A 17209-nucleotide genomic window follows, 5' to 3' on the forward strand; every position below is an offset into this window, starting at 1 on the left:
ACAACATTGCAGGCAGCATTAAAAACAACAGCCCAAATATTACCACAGTCCCTTGTGGATTTTATTAGATAGGGAGGAGATTAAAAGTGGCATTGAAAAGATATAAAACAAGAGTAGGAGAAATAGAAGTAGATGATAATGAAATTATTATTTTTGAAGATGGAATTCCAGGATTTGAGCATTTGAAGAAATTTGTTATACTTACTCTCGAAGAAACATATCCAATAATGTGGCTATTATCTTTGGAAGATGAATTAGTATCTTTACCTATAATAGAACCAAAATTAGTAAAAATAGATTATCAAATCAAGGTTCCTGAAGAAGCTGTTAAAAAATTAGATATTGAAGATCCTGAAGAAGCCGCTGTTTTTGCTGTAATGACTATTCCACATGAAAATCCTGAAGATGCAACTGTAAATTTAAAAGCTCCTTTAATAATTTCCAAAAAAACGAATAAAGGAATTCAATACATCCTGGATGATGAAAATTTATCAATAAAACATAATATAAGAGATGAAATCATAGTGAGCCAACATATATTGGAAAAACAAATTAAAGAGGTTTCAAAATTATCTCAAAATAAGAAAAAATATGAAACTAAATTTGGTGAAATAGAAATTACAGATAGCGAAATAATAACCTTTGAAAATGGAATACCAGGATTTGAATATTTAAAGAAATTTTATATTTACTTTTCTAAAGAAACATTTCCAATTCAATGGTTATTATCTTTAGAAAAGCCAGAAATCAGTTTTCCTATAATTGATCCATTACTTGTAAGAGTTGATTATACTTTTGAACTTTCAAAAGATATTGTTGAATATCTTGCGATTGAAAAACCAGATGATGTAAAAATTTTTGCAATAATGACCATACCACACGGTGATCCTGATAATATTACTGTAAATTTAAAAGCTCCTCTATTGATTTCTAAAGTGAATAATAAAGGGATTCAAATAATTCTGGAAAATGAAGAGTACCATTTAAAACATAATGTAAAAGAAGAAATAGAGAGAAGTGATGAAATATTAAAAAGACAGGCACCTGAAAAAGAAAGGGGTGCATGATATGTTGGTACTTTCAAGAAAAAGTGATGAAGGAATAACAATTATGATTGAAGATAAAATATTAAAAATAAAAGTTTTATCTATAGAAGGTAATGCTATTAAAATAGGATTTGAAGGACCAAGGGATTTTAAAATATATAGGGAAGAAGTATATGAAAGCATAATGAAAGAAAATATTTCAGCTACAAAAGTTAAAGATGTTTCTCAAGTAAAGAAATTATTTGAAAAAAAATAGCCCTCAGGGCTATTTTTAGTTATATATATCATTATCTATTTGGATTTTATTCTTCTTTTCAAAGTTTTCAACGGCTAAAGGTTTTTGAAGGTATAAGATTTTCAGATCTTTTGCTGGAATTGCCTTATCTTTATTTTGTTCTATGTAATTTACAAAAGCATTTAATGAATAATCAGCAGTTAATATTTCATTATCTAAGTGTAGTTTTTCCTTAAAATAAATACTTTCATCACCGAGTAAATATGAATTCTGTATAATATCTTTTAAATCATTAATAGAAACAAGATTAGGTTCAAATATAGTTTTTTCATTCTCGAAAATGTGAACATAAGCTGCGTCCACACGAGCTCTTTTTAAAATAGCAATTTTACTTTTTTTATGTATACCGTTATAACTATTGAATAAAATTTCTGTTGATATAACTGGTACAACATACTTATTTCTATGAAATAATAATCCTTGAATTGAAGCTATAGAAATTCTAATGCCTGTAAATGAACCGGGTCCAATAGTGCAACCAAAGAGATCAATATCGTCTATATTTAAATTATTTTCTTTTAAAAGCATATCAATTAAAGAAACAATATAGCTACCAGAATTTTTTTCGAAATTCTCTTTGTAATGAATAGAATTATTATTTTTTAATGCTATTAAAAGTCCTTTATTTGAAGCATCTATACCCAAAATATTCAAAATATCACCACCTGAAAGGAGAATATATATGCCTAATTTTAAAACACATGTAATAACAGGAATATTATTTTATCCTACATATTTTCTATTATACTCATTTATTATGGATATGGCTCATATAAACTTTAATCCAGATGAATCTCTCATATTACTTTCATTTTTTTTCTTTGTTTTGGGTTCGGATTTGCCAGATGTAGATCATAATTTTTCTTTAATAAATAAATTCTTTAGAATACTGTTAGTGGGTCTTGGAATATATTCTATATTCAAGTTGAAAAGGTATTATGATTTTCTTTCCTTTCTGGCATTGAGAGTATATATTCTAAAAACGCTGTATATAATAATAGGTATTATATTAGGAGGAATTATAGGGTTTTTATTTAATTATATTACTAAACATAGAGGAAAATGGCATAGCCCTTTAACAGGTATTTTACTCGGAATAATTACATATTATTTAAAATCAAACAATTACTATTTATTTGATAGTGAAGCTCTGTTTTGGCTTTATCTTTAACTGTAGGTTTTTACGTCCATTTATTTCTTGACTTTCATTTTAAATCTTGAGATTTTCTTTTTTATGTGCCATTTTATATGCCATCATGGCCTGTTCAATTTCATTTAATTCTTCTAAAATACGTGCCATTAAAATATATGTTTTATAATCATCTGGATTTTTGATTAAAATTTTTTCTGTTAATTTTAAAGCAAGTTTATATAACTTTAAACTCATATAAAATTCTACACTTTTATGTGTGGGTATAAAATAAGGAACAGAGAGCGTAATTAATATTGAAAAAATAAATAATCCTATAATGTAAAATATCAAATTATTATTCTTATACTTTTTTGTGATTTAGTAATACTACTTGATGTACTACTTTTGATGAATTATTTTTATAATTTGATTTTAAAGAAGATTCAAAAATGACATTTTTTAATTTTGATAACTCTTCTTTTAGTGGTGCTGGTGATTTTCTATTAAATCTGTAAGTTTATCCGGTATACTTTTAAATATAATTTTATTAGAACTCTCAATCCTAATACTGATAGTTTTTACTATACCGCAAGTAGAGTATACAACGTATTTTTTCTATACCTAAATTTAATGTTTGTTCAGTAATATCCAGAATATTCAATGTGAAGCTTTCTAATTTTTCGGGTTCAACTATATATATATTTGAAGAAAGTTCTCCTATTTTTGTTTTAGATCAAATATTTTTTTAGTAAAGAGTAGGTTTGCAATTCCTCAGTATTAATAATTCCAAGACGTTTTAAAAATCAAGAAGTTTATATGCTCCAAGATAATTATTTTCGTCTAAAAATAAGTAGAATTATTCAAAATAGTGTTAATTTCATTAATTTTTGATTTTGGCACAAATTTAATAACAAAAGTTTCCATATCTTTATCCAGAAATACTGGCGATTTTATAGATTTATCTACAAATATTTGCAAAAATCCTGATATGAAAAAGGAGATACATATTTTTCCAAACCATCCAGTTTATATAGATACTTATATGAGTTTAATTCAATAATCCGGTTTCAAGTGTTCTTTTTACTACCAGAGGATTTGAGGGAAAATTTTAAGAATCAATTGAGTTTCACTTTCATTTAAAGTGCTATTATATAATCCAAGTGAATTACAAAATTTATTAAAATTTTCCTGAATTAATGGTTCAAAAAAGGGAGCATTTTTATAATTTTCATAAAAAAATTTTTTGCGGATAAAATTTCACCTAAAATACCAATAGAAGGATTATTAGGGTTTTCAGCAATAAATTTTACAAATTCAACCCATGCCTGATTTAATGTATTTGGCATTTTTGAAAGATTTCTAATATCATCTATTGTCATTGAAAATGACATAATAGTGATTATTAAAGTAATTAAAACCAAAATTTTTTTCATTTTAACTCCTCTCAAGCTCTGGTTTTATATAAATTTGCCAGAATACTTTTATAATCATTGCAGTTGGTACAGCGATTAATGCACCAGTTAAACTTATAATAGAACCAAGAATTAATAGGGAAAATATGGTAATTACAGGATTGACCCTTCCATAATCTTTCATTATTGATATAAATATAATAAAAGCGATTCCGTGTATTATAGACATGATAAGTAAAAAAAGGAGCATTGTGGTTAATCCACTCGAGATTCCTACAACAATCATAGGAATAAACTCAAGAACAACCCCGATAACTGGAATGAAATTGGTAACAGCGGCCCAAAAACTCAGCAATAATTGATATTTGATACCTAAAAAAGACATTGCTAAAAAAGCAGAAACTCCAACAAAAGCTGAGGCGAATAATGTTGCAACAACATAATGCTCAATTTGATTAAATGTTTCATTATAAAATAAATTCGCACTTTTTCTCAAAGATTTTGGATATAAATATTGTAATTTTATTTTAAAACTATCAAAATAAAAACTAAAATATATAGTACCTATTGTCAGGAAAAACAAAAATGTAAAAGTTTTTTGACCATAACTTGGAAGTAGCTCTATAAAGTTAGAAAGTATTTCTATTAATTTTGGTTGCAATGAATTCATGAAATTTTCTATATTATCGACAATATTTTGTGGCTGATTTTGTAATAGAATTTTCCACTGGGCTTTTTGGAAAAAATCATTTAAGAAAATTATGAAATTGCTAATTTCTTTTATAACTGTAGGAATTAGTAATACAAGTAATAAATATAAGAAAAACAAAGAACTAACTAGAGCAATTACAGTTGCTATTTTCATAGGGATTTTTAATCTATTTAAGCCTTTAGCAACAAGATTAATGGCTAAAACAAAGCCAATAGTAAATATTATAATAGTGAAAACATCTCTTGAGATAAAAGCAATACTAATAAAGAGTAAAAAATATAAAGCAGAAAATAAAGCACCTTTTAAATTAGGGCTTAAATTCATTTTAATCAACTCCATTAAATTCAAAGTATTTTCTTAATTTATCAATTTTATTCGTAACACCTAATGCTACAGTTAACTTGATTCTTGCTTTTTGGCCTGAAACCTCATTACCAAGAATAGCACCTTTATTTTTTAAATCTGCGCCGCCACCATGATATCCATATACTCCAAGGACCCTTCCTTTAAAACATCTTGAAACAACGATTACTGGTATATTTTTTTCTTTAACAAGCCATTCAATTTTATCGGCTACTTTTGGTGGAACATTTCCTCTTCCAAATCCTTCAATAACAACACCTTTGAAACCAAGATCTGGTAAAACATTCAAAATTGAACCATCATCGCCTGTATAAGTTTTTATTAAAGCAACTTTATCTTCAACATCTATTGCATCAATATGCATTCTTAAAAGCGATTCTCTATAGAATATTATAGCATCTTCATCAACAATTCCCAATGGACCATATCCTGGCGAATCAAAGGTAGCAACGTTGCTTGTATATGTTTTTGTAACTTCTCTTGCTGAATGAATTTCATCATTTAAGCAAACAAGAACGCCTTTATTAACAGCTTTTTTTGAAGATGCAACTCTAACTGATGAAATTAGATTAGCTGGTCCATCAGTACTTGGCTCATTCCAATTTCTCATAGCAGCAGTTAAAACTATAGGTTTATTTTCATTTAAGACCAGATCTAAAAAATAAGCAGTTTCTTCTAAAGTATCTGTTCCATGAGTAATAACAATACCATCAATATCTTCTCGTGAAATAACTTCTTTGACAAATTTTGAAAGTTCAAACATAATTTTAGGAGTCATATGAGGGCTTGGAATATTGGTAAATTCAATTAATTCAGTTTCAGCAATTTTTCTTAATTCCGGGATATCATTTAAATGTTTGTTTCTTTCTTCTGAAGGGATAACTCCAAGTAAAGGATCATGTATCATTGCGATAGTTCCACCTGTTGTGATAATTGCTATTTTTCCCATATTTATCCCCTTTCTAGATATTATTTATTTTTATTTTTGCTACATAAAAAGGAATTAAACTTTCATCAGGATAAAAATAATAACCATAACCATCAAAGTAACTTTTTATATTATACTTGTCTAAATCAATTTTCTCAAACTCAATATTATCATGATTTTCCGAAATATATTTCATATTCAACGTATTCTCTTCTTTAGAAACAGTACATGTAGAATATACAATAGTTCCATTTTCTTTTATCAAATTATTTATTGCATTATTTAATAATTGTCTTTGAACCTCAGAATAAGTATCGAAATCTTTTTTTGACACTCTATGCAAAACTTCAGGATGTATAGAAGCAGTTCCAAGTGAAGTACATGGTGCATCAATTAGTATTTTATCATATTTTTCTTCATTATATTCAATTCCTGATATTAATTTCGTTTTAATAATGTCAATTCCTAATCTTTCTGCATTTTTTTCAACCAGTTCTAATCTATCAATATCAATATCCAGAGCAATAATATTTCCAGTGTTGTCCATTAGTTGAGCTAACTCTGTTGTTTTACCTCCAGGAGCAGAACACATATCTAAAACGCTTTCGCCAGGCTTTGGATCTAAAATTAAAGGTATTATTTGTGAACTTTCATGTTGAATATAAAACAATCCATCTTTATAAAATTCAGTAATCTCTATAGGTGATTTAGGATTCTTTATAATAATTCCAAAAGGCGAATGGTTAGAGGTTTTTACTTCGAAATCCTTTAACCTTTCCATTAATTCTTCTCTTGATATCTTTAAAGTATTAGTTCTTAATGTAAGAGGATTTACGGAGTAACTTTTTTTCATAAAGACTTCCACATAATCTTTTGGGAAAGAATCAATCATATAATCATATAACCACTTGGAAATAGAATATTTTGCCCATTCAGGTAGGGTTATCTCATCTTTTTTAGATAACAAATTTTTCAAAGTTGCATTTACAAATCCTCTAACCTTTCTATTTTTTGCAACTTTAACAGTTTCATTTACAGCAACGTATGGCTTAAAATCATTTAAAATCTGATAAGCTCCAAGTCTTAGAATCCACTTAGAAGCAGGAGGAGTATTTTTATAATTTCGTATTAGTTTTTTTAAATAAAAATCTATTTTAACAAGATTTCTTATGGTTCCCCATACAAGATTCTTTAGTAAAGCTATATCCTGATTTGAATATATTTCATTAAAATACTCGAAAGATTTTTGTGGAATATAATGTTTTTTATCAAATTCTCTTAACAATAAATAAGCGTCTTTTCTCACCATTTGAATCACCTCTTTTTATTATTATATCAGAGGTATATTACAGGATATAATATTAAAAGCAAATTTAAAAATTTTATTTTGTCACCAGTTTGTGTTAGTAATAGTAACATTTTTGTTTTATCATACATTCATAGTTTGAAATTCAATCTTCTATGGAGGGAGAAAAATGGAAGTTAATGATTTAATAAGAGAAGCTGCTCAAAAGATAGAAACCCATTTTTAGTATTGGATATAGACCAGGTTAAAAAAATTATATCAGATTAAAGGAATCGATGAAGAATGTTGAAATTTTTTATGCAGTAAAAGCTAATTCCATATTGAAATTTTAAAAGCTTTAAGAGATTTAGGTTCATCCTTTGATGTAGCTTCTGTTGGTGAAATTAATAAATTGTTATCGCTTGGCATTAGTCCTAAACGAATGAGTTATGGTAATCCTATAAAGAAAGAAAAAGATATCGCTTATGCATGGAAAGTTGGCATTGAATATTTTTCTGTAGATAGTGAGATGGAAGTTGAAAAAGTTGCAAGAAATGCTCCAGGTTCAAAGGTATATGCAAGAATTGCTACAAGTTCTTCTGATAGTGATTGGCCGTTATCTGGTAAATTTGGTACAGATATTGATCATGTCATAGCTATTTTAAATTGGGCAAATAGACATGGATTAAAACCTTATGGCGTAAGTTTTCACGTTGGTTCTCAATCATATAATAAATATAAATGGCAGCAGGCTATTCTTGAAGCCAGTGTTGTATTTAATAAACTTTCAAAAAATGGAATAGATTTAAAGATGCTTAATCTTGGTGGTGGAATACCTGTTCAACATACTAAACCAATTCCAACTGTTGAGGAAATAGGTGAAGTTGTAGATGATTCCATTCAGGAATATTTGTGGAAACATAAAAATTTGATGGTTGTTACAGAGCCGGGAAGATCCATGGTAGGAGACGCGGGTATTCTTGTGTCAAAGGTTATATTAAAAAGTAGAAAAGGGTCAAAAAAATGGGTTTATCTTGATGTGGGTGTATTCCATGGTTTGATGGAAACCATTGAAAATTTCCAATATGAAATACAAATTGAAGGAAAATCTTATGATAAAACAGATGTTTTTACCTTAGCAGGACCAACATGTGATAGTGTTGATACCATTTATGAAGATCATATTTTGCCGGCTGATATTGATTATAATGACATCGTTTATTTTATTAATGCCGGTGCGTATACTGTTGAGTATGCTGCTCATTTTAATGGTATTGAACCACCTAAAGTTTATACTATGGAAGAATTGAAAGAAATATTATACAAATAAAAATAAGAGCCTTTTCATAGGCTCTTATTTTTATTCTATTCATCAATATCAATGTCAAATCTTTCAACAAGCTTTTTTGTTAATGCATATTCGGAGTCTGAAAGTTCTCCAATTACAACAACGTCATTAAAAATTTTATTAAAGCCTATCTTTAAAGCTTCAGCTAATTCTTCGAAAGAAATAGTTCTATTTAAAACAGATTTTATATCAATAACTCTATCTTTAAGATGATTAAATAATTTTTCTTTTTTATCTTTAGTTAAATTAAAGCTATTAACATAATTTTTTAATGGAAATTCTATTGGTATAGACCCATGTTGTAAAATATAATGGTCATTTCTGTATTGAGCACTTCCAATAAACTTTTTTTTATCAATTGTAATTTCATATATAGATGGTGCATCATAGCATGCAGGAGTATTTAAATGTTTGTTTTTATTCTTTTCAACATCACATTGAATGTTTAGGTGTTCCAGACTTTTTATTAAAGCTTCAGCTATTATTTTATAGCTTCCAATTACGCTTTTAGGGAGTATTGGATGAGTAACGGGAGCGGAAAAAAGATATGTGATTTCTTTATGATGTAATACAGCTCTTCCGCCAGTAGGTCTTCTAACTATATCAATATTATTACTTCTCAAAAATTCTAAATCAATATCATCCATTTTTTGAAATCTTCCAAGGGATAATGTTGGGAGACTCCAGCCATACAATCGAATAGTAGTGGGTTGACATCCTTTCCCAACATGTTTTGCTATTGCCAAATCGCATGCCATATTCCATGATCCCATATGATATGTATCAACAATTAGACGTATCATCAAATACCTCCTAATGGTTTTTTTAAAGCAATTCCAACTTTCCTTGGAAAACTTGAAGGAGTTTTTCCGTTTTTCTTTAATACAATAAAATGTCGTTCTTTTCCAAATAGTTCATAATAATGTTCCTCAATAATTTCAAAATATATTTTTTTCATAGCTTTTTTTAGGTATTCTCTTTCTTCTGAACGATAGGTAGGACCTTTGTATAAAAATAATAAGCCATTTATTTTTAATAAAGGTGCAGCATATTCTAATAATATATCGCTTCTTGAAACTGCTTTTGCAGTAACATAGTCAAATTGTTCTAAATGTTTCTTTGAAAAAGTTTCTACACGACTATTAATAGGAGTTACGTTTTTTAAATCCAATTCTTTTGAAAAAAATTTAACTGCTTTTATTTTTTTTTCAATACTATCTAATAAAGTAAAATTTATATCAGGAAAAATGATGGATAAAGGTATTCCAGGTATTCCACCACCAGTTCCAATATCTAAAAAGTTTGTATTATTTTTTAAATCTATGAATTTCATAAATGGATAAATGCTATCCAAAATAAGAGATTTTGAAGCTTCTTCAAAATCTTTTATTGCTGTTAAGTTAACAGGGTAATTTATTATTAATTCAATAAATCTGTTTAGTTGATTATATGAATTTTCGTTCAAAAAAATTCATATTTTTCAAGAAGTCTCAATAAAAATTTCATTGACAAGTACCTCCTAATATGGTATAATACTCCTCGGAGACGTAGCCTAATTGGCTAAGGCGTCGGTCTTGAAAACCGATGGGGTTGACGCCCCGTGTGGGTTCGAGTCCCACCGTCTCCGCCAATATTTAAACCGCCCGATTGAAGGCGGTTTTTGGTTTATTTTACAGAACCGAATCTATTATATGGCCAGATTCTTAAAAATGGTCTTCCTATAATATTTTTTTCAGGGACAATACCAAAATATCTACTATCAAAACTTTCAGTAGTGTTATCCCCATAAAGAAATAAAAACCTTTAGGTAAAACAATTTTTACTCTTCCATTTTCTTCTACAAAGATTTTACTCAAATCAAGATTTGCTAAATATTTTTCGTAATATTTTGTATAATCAAGATTTTTATTATAATATCTAAAAGCACCTAAATCAAACATAGGTTTTCTAAGTTCAGTATATGTCCTATAAATATCACTACTATATTTTTCAGGATAAGCCATGAATTTATAATAATCCTTTGAGGCAAATATTCCATCAATATAGTAATATCTGTCTTCAAATCCTTCAGGAATTTTTCCGTTTACATAAAGCTGGGCTACGGAATTTTTTACACCATAAGGTAATTTATCAATACCACCATAATAGTCTATGATTTTTTGAAGCCAATATGGTGTTTTAAAATTTTTATCATTTTTAATTCTGTCCCAAATTTTAGTATCTGGTATTAATTCCAGAGTGTCTCCAGGAGTTCCGACCAATCTTTTTACATATTTTACATGTCCATCAAATTCCTTTGGTGCAAATAAATCCATAAACTTATCAAATGCCCCAAGCTGTTTTTGTGCGGTTTTATCTACAAAAGGAGTCCAGAAAACTATAATATCTCCAACTTTAGGCTTACTATAGTCATAAGTTATTTTTTCAATGAATAAACGGTCCAACACCTGTATGGTAGGTACCATTGAAGGTGTTGGAACCATCATTGTTTCAAAAACAAAAAGTCTTATTATAGTACCGAATATAACAGCATATATAAGGCATTGATCCATTCATAAGTTTCTTTTTTTATTTTGTTTTTTAGATTATTAGACAAAAAGGATCAGTCCTTCTCTCCTTAATCTTAATTTTACCTCTTACATTTCTTAAATAGTAAAGTTTTGCTCTTCTTACTTTACCTTTTCTTACAACCTGGATTTTTTCAATAGATGGTGAATGTACAGGGAATATTCTTTCAACACCTATGCCATTAGCACCAATTCTTCTAACTGTAAATGTTTTTCCTAATCCACCACCTCTTATTTTTATAACAATACCTTCATAAGCTTGAACTCTTTCTCTTCCGCCTTCAACAACTTTAACATAAACTCTTACTGTGTCACCAGGTCTAAATTCTGGATGTCTTCTCTCATATACTCTTTTTCAATGGCTCTAATGTATTGATCCATGTTAAACCCTCCTTGAGAATATTTTTATTATCTTTATTTTTCTCCAAATAACCTATCCAATGTAATAGCAACAGCTGCTCTAACTGATAAATGATTAAATTCTGCATTTCCTCTGATAGGTTCAAGTTCATAATCACATATTAATCTAATTTCTTCTGGCATTCCCCAACCTGTACCAAATAAGATTAAATGTGGTTCATCATTTTCAAATAATATTTGACTAATTTCCTTAAATGTTTTAGTTCTTTCTCTGATTTTAGCTGAAGTAAAAATTAATTTAGGCTTTTTACCTTCTTTTTGTTCTATTTCTTCTATTACGTCTTCTAAATAGGGTTTTAATCTGACAATAGATAATGCATCATGTCTATTTGGGTTATATTCTTTTCCAAAGCCTTCTGTCCAATATTTCAAAACATTTTTTACTATTTGTTGTTGAGCAGGGAGGTTTGAAACTATATAATAATTTTTTATATTATAAGTCCTTGATGATCTTGCTATATCATGAATATCTAAATTGGTTATAGCGGTTGAAATAATCTGACCTTCTCTGCCTAATATAGGATAATGTATTAAAGCAATATAAACATTATTTCTCATTTAAAATCAGCTCCCTGATTATATTAACAATGACCTTTTTTTCAAATTCATCAAGATCATGTTTAATAAATAAATCTGGACGTTTTAGAATAGTTCTTAATATACTTTCCTTTTTTCTATATTCATCAATTTTTTTATGATTACCGCTCAACAAAACTTCAGGAACTTTCATACCTCTATATTCTCTGGGTTTTGTATAATGAGGATGATCAAGCAATTGATTGTAGAATGAGTCATTTTTTACACTATCTATATCGCCAACTACACCAGGGACGAATCTGCACAATGCGTCAATCATTAGCATAGCTGGTAATTCTCCACCGGTAACAACAAAATCTCCTATAGAAAACTCTTCATCAACTAAAGACATAACTCTTTCATCAATACCTTCATATCGTCCACAGAAAAAAACAATATTTTCTTTTTTTGCTAAGCGTTCTGCATCAGATGATTCAAACCTTTTTCCCTGTGGTGAAGTAATTATTACATAAGGTTTTTTGCCTTTTTTTTCGATGTATGTATCATAAAACTCAAAAAAAGGTTCTGGTTTCATGACCATTCCTGGTCCTCCGCCATATGCATATAAATCAGTAACCTTATGTTTGTCTTTAGTGTAGTCTCTCAAATTATGTGCTTTGAATGAAACAATATTTTCTTTAATAGCTTTTGATAAGACACCGTATTTTGTTATAGCTTCAAACATTTCAGGAAATATTGTGACTACATCAATCTCTATCTTCGGATTCATCTTCATACCATTCCAATCTTTTTACAACAATATCCTCGTCTGTTTTGTTAAATTTAATAAGATTTTCCTTTATAAGAGGATAAATTGTTTCAGATTTGTTGAATCTATCTATTTCCTTTTCAATGATCAATACTTCGTTAGCACCTGTTTCTAAAATATCAACAACTTTACCTACATAAGTACCATCATCGTAAAAAACCTTTTTTCTAATAATTGAAAATAATAGAATTCTGAATTGCTTAATTCTGGAAGTATATCTTTTGATACATAAACAACAAAATCTTTATATCTTTGCGCAGTTGATATATTTTCAACCCCATATATTTTTACAATATATAGTTTATTTGCCTTCCTTATAGAGTCAAATTTAGCGTATAAAAATCTTTTTGTTTTTGGATTATAAAGCAATACATCCATTAAATTATTAAAAATCTTTTTTTCATTAGTGAAAGGGAAAAGCTTGAGTTCCCCTTCTAATCCGTGAGTATTTGAAAGTTTCCCTATAGCTACTCTATCTTTCAAGAGGTCTTCTAACCTCTTCATCTTATCACCTGATTACCTTTAATAAAAATTTTGTATTTTCATCTTTTTTAGCTGCTGTTAATAATGTATTTATAGATTTAATAGTTCTTCCATCTTTTCCAATAATTTGACCAACATCTTGTGGATCTACATGAATTTCAAAAACAATTTCGTCATCATTTGTATATTCCACAATTTTTACCAATTCAGGATTTTTAACAATACCTTTGATAATGTTTTCTAATAATTCTTTCATTCATATGCCTCCTGGCATTAAGCTTTCTTTTCAAATTTTATTTCATGAACTTTTTTCATAACTCCAGCTTTAGATAAAATATTCCTTGCTGTTTCTGTTGGTTGAGCACCTTTTAAAATCCATTCTACTGCTTTTTCAACGTTTACCTGAAATGTATCATTTTCTCTTAGTGGATCATAGAAACCTAATGATTCTATGTATTTACCACTTCTCTTTTCTCTTGAATCAACTACTACAATCCTATAAAAAGGTCTGTGTCTTCTTCCCATTCTGTTTAATCTGATTTTTACCATACTAATAATACACCTCCTAAGAATTTTAGTTTTTATTTAATTTATTATTATAATCCACCAAATGGCATTTTTCCGAACAACGATTTCTTGTTTTTCATTTTTTTAACCTGTTTCATCATTTTTTTCATTTGTTCATATGATTTTATTAATTTGTTTATATCCTGCAAGGTAGTTCCGCTACCTTTAGCGATTCTTTGTTTTCTTGAATAATTTAAAATTCTTGGTTTTCTTCTTTCTTCTTTTGTCATAGAATTAATTATAGCTTCTATTTTTTTCAATTCTGCTTCACTTTTGTTTACATCAATACCTTCCTTTGGAACACCTGGTATCATTTCCAGAATTTTAGATAAAGGGCCAAGTTTTCTTATTTGTTTTATTTGCTCAAGAAAATCATTAAAATCAAATTTACCCTCTAAAAATTTATTTGCTGATTCTTCTGCTTTTTCTTTGTCTATTTCACTTTCAACTTTTTCAATAAGAGACAAAACATCTCCCATTCCTAAAATTCTGCTTGCATATCTTTCTGGATAAAATAATTCTAAATCATCAACTTTTTCACCAACACCAACGAATTTAATAGGTTTTTGCGTAATCTGCCTAATTGATATAATAACCCACCACGAGCGTCACCATCAAGCTTTGTAACAATAAAACCATCTAATTCTAGTCTATTATTAAATTCTTTAGCAGAGTTAACAGCATCCTGCCCTATCATTGCGTCAACAACCATTAAAATTTCTTCTGGTTGAGCTATTTTTTTAATTTCTTCTAGTTCTTGCATCATTTGTTCATCTATATGCAGCCTTCCTGCTGTATCTAATATAACAATATCATGCAATAACTTTTCAGCATAATCCATTGCTTCTTTAACTATTTTTACAGCATTTTTTCTGTCACCTGTAAAAACAGGAACGCCAATTTGATCACCTAATTGAACCAATTGATCGATAGCTGCAGGTCTATAAGTATCAGCAGCAACCAACAAAGGAGCTTTTCCTTGCTTTTTAAAATATTTAGCTAATTTAGCAGCATGGGTTGTTTTACCGCTTCCCTGTAAACCAACTAACATAATATAACCAGGTCTTTTTGAAATATTTAACTTTGGTTTTTCATTACCACCCATCAGTTCAATTAATTCATCTCTAACAATCCTGATAAATTCCTGGTCTGGAGTTAAACTTTCTAAAACTTCCTTACCAATTGCCTTTTCCTGTATTTTTTTGATGAATTCTTTAACAACTTTATAATTTACATCTGCTTCTAATAAAGACATTTTGACAGTTCTAACAGCATCTTTAATATTTTTTTCAGATAATTTTCCCTGTCCTTTTAATGATTTAAAAGCTTTTGCCAATTTTTTTTGGATGTTGTCAAACATGTACACACCTCCGGTGAGGAATAGGAATAAAACCAAAAATTTCAATAAAAACAATAGTAATTATATAAATATAATTAACCTCCGGTGAGGAATAGGAATAAAACTAAAAATTTAAAAACAAAACCCATCCAGATTATAGCAATTAAATTTTACTACAATCTGTAGATATTACTTCTATTTATCAATGTTTAATGAATTAACATAAAAATACAAGTCTAGTATACTATAAAAATTCTTTTTTTTCATGAATTCTATTAAACAAAATGTGAGAAGGTGGAAAATTTAAAGTTACAATTTAATTACAACAATAGAAAGAAAAATTTAATTCATTCTCAAAGAAGATTTTACATTACAAAAGTCCATCTCCTTAACACCAGAAAGATGGACTCTTGAAATTTTAAGAACTATTATAGAAGCTTTACAGGGGATTTCAGTAATGTTGCTGGTGTTTTTTATCTTTGCTTTAATAGCATTTGTAATAATGAAGGCCATTGAAAGTCATAATTCAGAAAAAAAGAACATATAATAGATGAGTTATAAATCCTGCAATAATTCCAGCAATAGTGTGTGAAAGAATAGCTTTACTTGCTAATTTCCTTGCTTTTAATGAATCCATCATAGCGATATGTGTAGATAAATAACCACTCCAGGTCATTCCAATAGCAGTTAAAACTGATATATCGTTTGGTGTGATAGAATTTGTTTCAATAAATTTAGGAATTAGGGCCAATGCAGCACCGGTTGAACCTAAGGAAGTTAATGGAAATGCTATTAATTTAGGAGATTTAAAACCAAAAAGAAAATTTAATATAAAATCTAATTTTGAACCTATCCATTGCAAAACGGGAACACCTTCATAAGGTAACCCTTGATATCCTATAGAAGGGTCTTTAGGGCCATTAGTAAACATCATTACTATTGTACTTATTATTAATACACCTGGAATTATTGAAAGGCCTAAATCAACACCGATTTTTCCGCCTTCTAATAATCCATCAATTAATCGTGATAAGACACTACCTTTTGTGGCATTCCAGTATTCTACGTCTTCTGGGTGATCAACATGTTTTATATCCTTATAGTGTTTTTTGGTATAATGGGAAAATATTCTTACGCTAATAATGCTACCAATTACAGCTCCTAAATTTCCCAATAAAACAGGTAAAAACAAATTTTCTCCCATTGCAGAGGATTGAGCAATCATAAATGTTGTAACAATTAATCCCATACCAAATGATGTTCCTAAATTACAGAGAAGTGGAATTTGCCATTTCTCAAAATATTTTGTGAATTGTTTATCTTGTGCTAGAGATAAAATAGCAGGATTGTCTGATAAATATGTGGTTAATATTCCCAAAGCAGAAGCACCTGGAAGGTTGTATAATGGTTTCATTAGTTTTGAAAGAAGTTTGTTTAATAGATAAACAACCCCAAATTCAGAAAGAACATTTCCAAAAGCGCTTGTTAGAACAGCTACGGCCATAATAAAAATACTGTATTTAATAATAAATCATGTGCTGTAGACATTAATGTTTTAAAAAAATTACTAATACCCATATAGTTCATTACAGGTAAAAATATTGCTGATGAAAAAACCAAAAAAAGAAGAGGTTCTCTAAGTTTATTTTTTTTAACAAATTCTTTTTCTTCCATAATATACCTCCGGAATATTGAAATATTAAACAAAATATATTATAATAAATATGAAAAAAATTTCAAACATTAAATTAAGTGATTTTTAGTTTTTGAAGTCAAATAAGTATGTTTTTAGATAAATATGCTTCTAAATTTAATTAAAGCTTCAAAATTAAATAACTTACTTTTGTTAAAATATATTTACAAACGGAGGCGTGTTCCGAATTGGCTAAGGAGCCGGTCTCGAAAACCGGTGAGGGTTACACCCTCGTGTGGGTTCGAGTCCCACCGCCTCCGCCATTTTTATATAT

Annotated in this window: 20 protein-coding genes, 2 tRNA genes and 5 pseudogenes; 8 read left to right on the plus strand and 19 right to left on the minus strand. The window is 28.5% G+C overall.

The window, feature by feature from the left end:
- Nucleotides 1-86 precede the first annotated feature (86 nt).
- From fliW (DJ007_RS20100) to DJ007_RS06920, 3 genes and pseudogenes are all read left to right on the plus strand, one after another.
- Nucleotides 87-497 (plus strand): annotated as a pseudogene (fliW, locus tag DJ007_RS20100) (flagellar assembly protein FliW); the annotation flags it as partial.
- Between the two features lie 54 nt (nt 498-551).
- A complete protein-coding gene (fliW, locus tag DJ007_RS20105) occupies nt 552-1067 on the plus strand; it encodes a flagellar assembly protein FliW (protein ID WP_129409026.1) in 516 nt (171 codons plus the stop codon).
- A gap of 1 nt (nt 1068) precedes the next feature.
- Nucleotides 1069-1302 (plus strand): carbon storage regulator, encoded by a 234-nt coding sequence (locus DJ007_RS06920; protein WP_129408922.1) that lies wholly within the window; start codon nt 1069-1071, stop codon nt 1300-1302.
- 15 nt (nt 1303-1317) lie between these two features.
- Here DJ007_RS06920 and tsaB read toward each other — a convergent pair whose 3' ends face one another.
- A complete protein-coding gene (tsaB, locus tag DJ007_RS06925; RefSeq protein WP_165974052.1) occupies nt 1318-1995 on the minus strand; it encodes a tRNA (adenosine(37)-N6)-threonylcarbamoyltransferase complex dimerization subunit type 1 TsaB in 678 nt (225 codons plus the stop codon).
- Nucleotides 1996-2023: 28 nt separating this feature from the next.
- Between tsaB and DJ007_RS06930 the strand changes: the two genes are divergently transcribed.
- Nucleotides 2024-2512 carry a metal-dependent hydrolase gene (locus tag DJ007_RS06930; RefSeq protein WP_129408925.1) on the plus strand — a complete coding sequence of 163 codons (489 nt, stop codon included), beginning with the start codon at nt 2024-2026 and terminating at the stop codon, nt 2510-2512.
- A 39-nt stretch (nt 2513-2551) separates the two neighbouring features.
- On the opposite strand, the gene DJ007_RS14695 is transcribed toward DJ007_RS06930, so the two are convergent.
- Entirely contained in the window at nt 2552-2728 is a 177-nt protein-coding gene (locus tag DJ007_RS14695) for a tetratricopeptide repeat protein (protein ID WP_165974053.1), read from the minus strand.
- Between the two features lie 613 nt (nt 2729-3341).
- Here DJ007_RS14695 and DJ007_RS06935 point away from each other — a divergent pair.
- Nucleotides 3342-3533, plus strand: a complete 192-nt coding sequence (locus tag DJ007_RS06935) for a hypothetical protein (RefSeq protein ID WP_129408927.1) — start codon at nt 3342-3344, stop codon at nt 3531-3533.
- A gap of 133 nt (nt 3534-3666) precedes the next feature.
- Here the strand turns inward: DJ007_RS06935 and DJ007_RS06940 are convergent, their stop codons facing one another.
- Genes DJ007_RS06940 through DJ007_RS06955 form a run of 4 tightly spaced genes read right to left on the minus strand, consistent with a single transcriptional unit; the run spans nt 3667 to nt 7197 of the window.
- Nucleotides 3667-3906, minus strand: a complete 240-nt coding sequence (locus DJ007_RS06940; protein WP_129408928.1) for a hypothetical protein — start codon at nt 3904-3906, stop codon at nt 3667-3669.
- A gap of 1 nt (nt 3907) precedes the next feature.
- The gene (locus DJ007_RS06945; RefSeq protein ID WP_206076190.1) at nt 3908-4921 is read right to left on the minus strand and encodes an AI-2E family transporter; all 1014 of its coding nucleotides are present in this window, start codon (nt 4919-4921) and stop codon (nt 3908-3910) included.
- 1 nt (nt 4922) lies between these two features.
- A complete protein-coding gene (locus DJ007_RS06950; RefSeq protein WP_129408931.1) occupies nt 4923-5909 on the minus strand; it encodes an asparaginase in 987 nt (328 codons plus the stop codon).
- 13 nt (nt 5910-5922) lie between these two features.
- Nucleotides 5923-7197, minus strand: coding sequence for a transcription antitermination factor NusB (locus DJ007_RS06955; RefSeq protein WP_129408933.1), 1275 nt, complete (start codon nt 7195-7197; stop codon nt 5923-5925).
- Between the two features lie 322 nt (nt 7198-7519).
- Here DJ007_RS06955 and DJ007_RS06960 point away from each other — a divergent pair, with 322 nt between their 5' ends.
- Nucleotides 7520-8503, plus strand: coding sequence for a type III PLP-dependent enzyme (locus DJ007_RS06960; protein WP_240739369.1), 984 nt, complete (start codon nt 7520-7522; stop codon nt 8501-8503).
- A gap of 35 nt (nt 8504-8538) precedes the next feature.
- Here DJ007_RS06960 and DJ007_RS06965 read toward each other — a convergent pair whose 3' ends face one another.
- Nucleotides 8539-9324 (minus strand): lipoate--protein ligase family protein, encoded by a 786-nt coding sequence (locus DJ007_RS06965; RefSeq protein WP_129408941.1) that lies wholly within the window; start codon nt 9322-9324, stop codon nt 8539-8541.
- Nucleotides 9324-9986 (minus strand): 16S rRNA (guanine(527)-N(7))-methyltransferase RsmG, encoded by a 663-nt coding sequence (gene rsmG, locus DJ007_RS06970; RefSeq protein WP_165974054.1) that lies wholly within the window; start codon nt 9984-9986, stop codon nt 9324-9326. Before rsmG ends, DJ007_RS06965 begins: the two co-directional genes overlap by 1 nt.
- Before the next feature lie 76 nt (nt 9987-10062).
- On the opposite strand from rsmG, the gene DJ007_RS06975 reads away from it, so the two are divergent.
- Nucleotides 10063-10151, plus strand: a tRNA-Ser gene (locus tag DJ007_RS06975).
- 35 nt (nt 10152-10186) lie between these two features.
- On the opposite strand, the pseudogene DJ007_RS19055 reads toward DJ007_RS06975, so the two are convergent.
- The 11 genes and pseudogenes from DJ007_RS19055 to DJ007_RS07025 all read right to left on the minus strand — a co-directional run.
- Nucleotides 10187-10270, minus strand: a pseudogene (locus DJ007_RS19055) (signal peptidase I); the annotation flags it as partial.
- On the minus strand, nt 10240-11073 hold the full coding sequence (gene lepB, locus DJ007_RS06980; RefSeq protein ID WP_368359553.1) for a signal peptidase I: 834 nt from the start codon (nt 11071-11073) through the stop codon (nt 10240-10242). The gene lepB and the pseudogene DJ007_RS19055, both read right to left, overlap by 31 nt.
- Nucleotides 11074-11101: 28 nt before the next feature.
- Nucleotides 11102-11469: pseudogene (rplS, locus tag DJ007_RS06985) on the minus strand (50S ribosomal protein L19).
- Between the two features lie 33 nt (nt 11470-11502).
- Nucleotides 11503-12066: an RNA methyltransferase gene (locus DJ007_RS06990; protein ID WP_129408945.1), complete on the minus strand. Its 564-nt coding sequence runs from the start codon at nt 12064-12066 to the stop codon at nt 11503-11505.
- A complete protein-coding gene (gene trmD / locus DJ007_RS06995; RefSeq protein WP_129408947.1) occupies nt 12056-12820 on the minus strand; it encodes a tRNA (guanosine(37)-N1)-methyltransferase TrmD in 765 nt (254 codons plus the stop codon). Before trmD ends, DJ007_RS06990 begins: the two co-directional genes overlap by 11 nt.
- Complete coding sequence (locus tag DJ007_RS20110; RefSeq protein ID WP_129408949.1) at nt 12792-13079, minus strand: PRC-barrel domain-containing protein; 288 nt, start codon at nt 13077-13079, stop codon at nt 12792-12794. The genes trmD and DJ007_RS20110 overlap by 29 nt, the downstream gene beginning before the upstream one ends.
- Nucleotides 12986-13357, minus strand: a complete 372-nt coding sequence (gene rimM / locus DJ007_RS07005) for a ribosome maturation factor RimM (RefSeq protein WP_129408951.1) — start codon at nt 13355-13357, stop codon at nt 12986-12988. Before rimM ends, DJ007_RS20110 begins: the two co-directional genes overlap by 94 nt.
- Before the next feature lie 4 nt (nt 13358-13361).
- Entirely contained in the window at nt 13362-13592 is a 231-nt protein-coding gene (locus DJ007_RS07010; RefSeq protein ID WP_129408953.1) for a KH domain-containing protein, read from the minus strand.
- 17 nt (nt 13593-13609) lie between these two features.
- Nucleotides 13610-13885 carry a 30S ribosomal protein S16 gene (rpsP, locus tag DJ007_RS07015; protein ID WP_129408955.1) on the minus strand — a complete coding sequence of 92 codons (276 nt, stop codon included), beginning with the start codon at nt 13883-13885 and terminating at the stop codon, nt 13610-13612.
- A gap of 47 nt (nt 13886-13932) precedes the next feature.
- Nucleotides 13933-15263: pseudogene (gene ffh / locus DJ007_RS20115) on the minus strand (signal recognition particle protein).
- Between the two features lie 505 nt (nt 15264-15768).
- Nucleotides 15769-16916 (minus strand): annotated as a pseudogene (locus DJ007_RS07025) (CD0519/CD1768 family membrane protein).
- Between the two features lie 191 nt (nt 16917-17107).
- Between DJ007_RS07025 and DJ007_RS07030 the strand changes: the two are divergent.
- Nucleotides 17108-17198, plus strand: a tRNA-Ser gene (locus DJ007_RS07030).
- Nucleotides 17199-17209 lie beyond the last annotated feature (11 nt).

Source organism: Marinitoga lauensis (genome assembly GCF_004135675.1).
Classification (GTDB): Bacteria; Thermotogota; Thermotogae; order Petrotogales; family Petrotogaceae; genus Marinitoga; species Marinitoga lauensis.

Coding starts and splice junctions, on each gene's coding strand:
- DJ007_RS06990 (WP_129408945.1), bottom strand. CDS start 12,066: ATGAGAAATAATGTTTATATTGCTTTAATACATTATCCTATATTAGGC.
- DJ007_RS06940 (WP_129408928.1), bottom strand. CDS start 3,906: ATGAAAAAAATTTTGGTTTTAATTACTTTAATAATCACTATTATGTCA.
- rimM (WP_129408951.1), bottom strand. CDS start 13,357: ATGAAGAGGTTAGAAGACCTCTTGAAAGATAGAGTAGCTATAGGGAAA.
- DJ007_RS06945 (WP_206076190.1), bottom strand. CDS start 4,921: ATGAATTTAAGCCCTAATTTAAAAGGTGCTTTATTTTCTGCTTTATAT.
- DJ007_RS07010 (WP_129408953.1), bottom strand. CDS start 13,592: ATGAAAGAATTATTAGAAAACATTATCAAAGGTATTGTTAAAAATCCT.
- rpsP (WP_129408955.1), bottom strand. CDS start 13,885: ATGGTAAAAATCAGATTAAACAGAATGGGAAGAAGACACAGACCTTTT.
- lepB (WP_368359553.1), bottom strand. CDS start 11,073: ATGGATCAATGCCTTATATATGCTGTTATATTCGGTACTATAATAAGA.
- DJ007_RS06930 (WP_129408925.1), top strand. CDS start 2,024: ATGCCTAATTTTAAAACACATGTAATAACAGGAATATTATTTTATCCT.
- DJ007_RS06920 (WP_129408922.1), top strand. CDS start 1,069: ATGTTGGTACTTTCAAGAAAAAGTGATGAAGGAATAACAATTATGATT.
- DJ007_RS06955 (WP_129408933.1), bottom strand. CDS start 7,197: ATGGTGAGAAAAGACGCTTATTTATTGTTAAGAGAATTTGATAAAAAA.
- DJ007_RS14695 (WP_165974053.1), bottom strand. CDS start 2,728: ATGAGTTTAAAGTTATATAAACTTGCTTTAAAATTAACAGAAAAAATT.
- DJ007_RS06950 (WP_129408931.1), bottom strand. CDS start 5,909: ATGGGAAAAATAGCAATTATCACAACAGGTGGAACTATCGCAATGATA.
- DJ007_RS06965 (WP_129408941.1), bottom strand. CDS start 9,324: ATGATACGTCTAATTGTTGATACATATCATATGGGATCATGGAATATG.
- trmD (WP_129408947.1), bottom strand. CDS start 12,820: ATGAAGATGAATCCGAAGATAGAGATTGATGTAGTCACAATATTTCCT.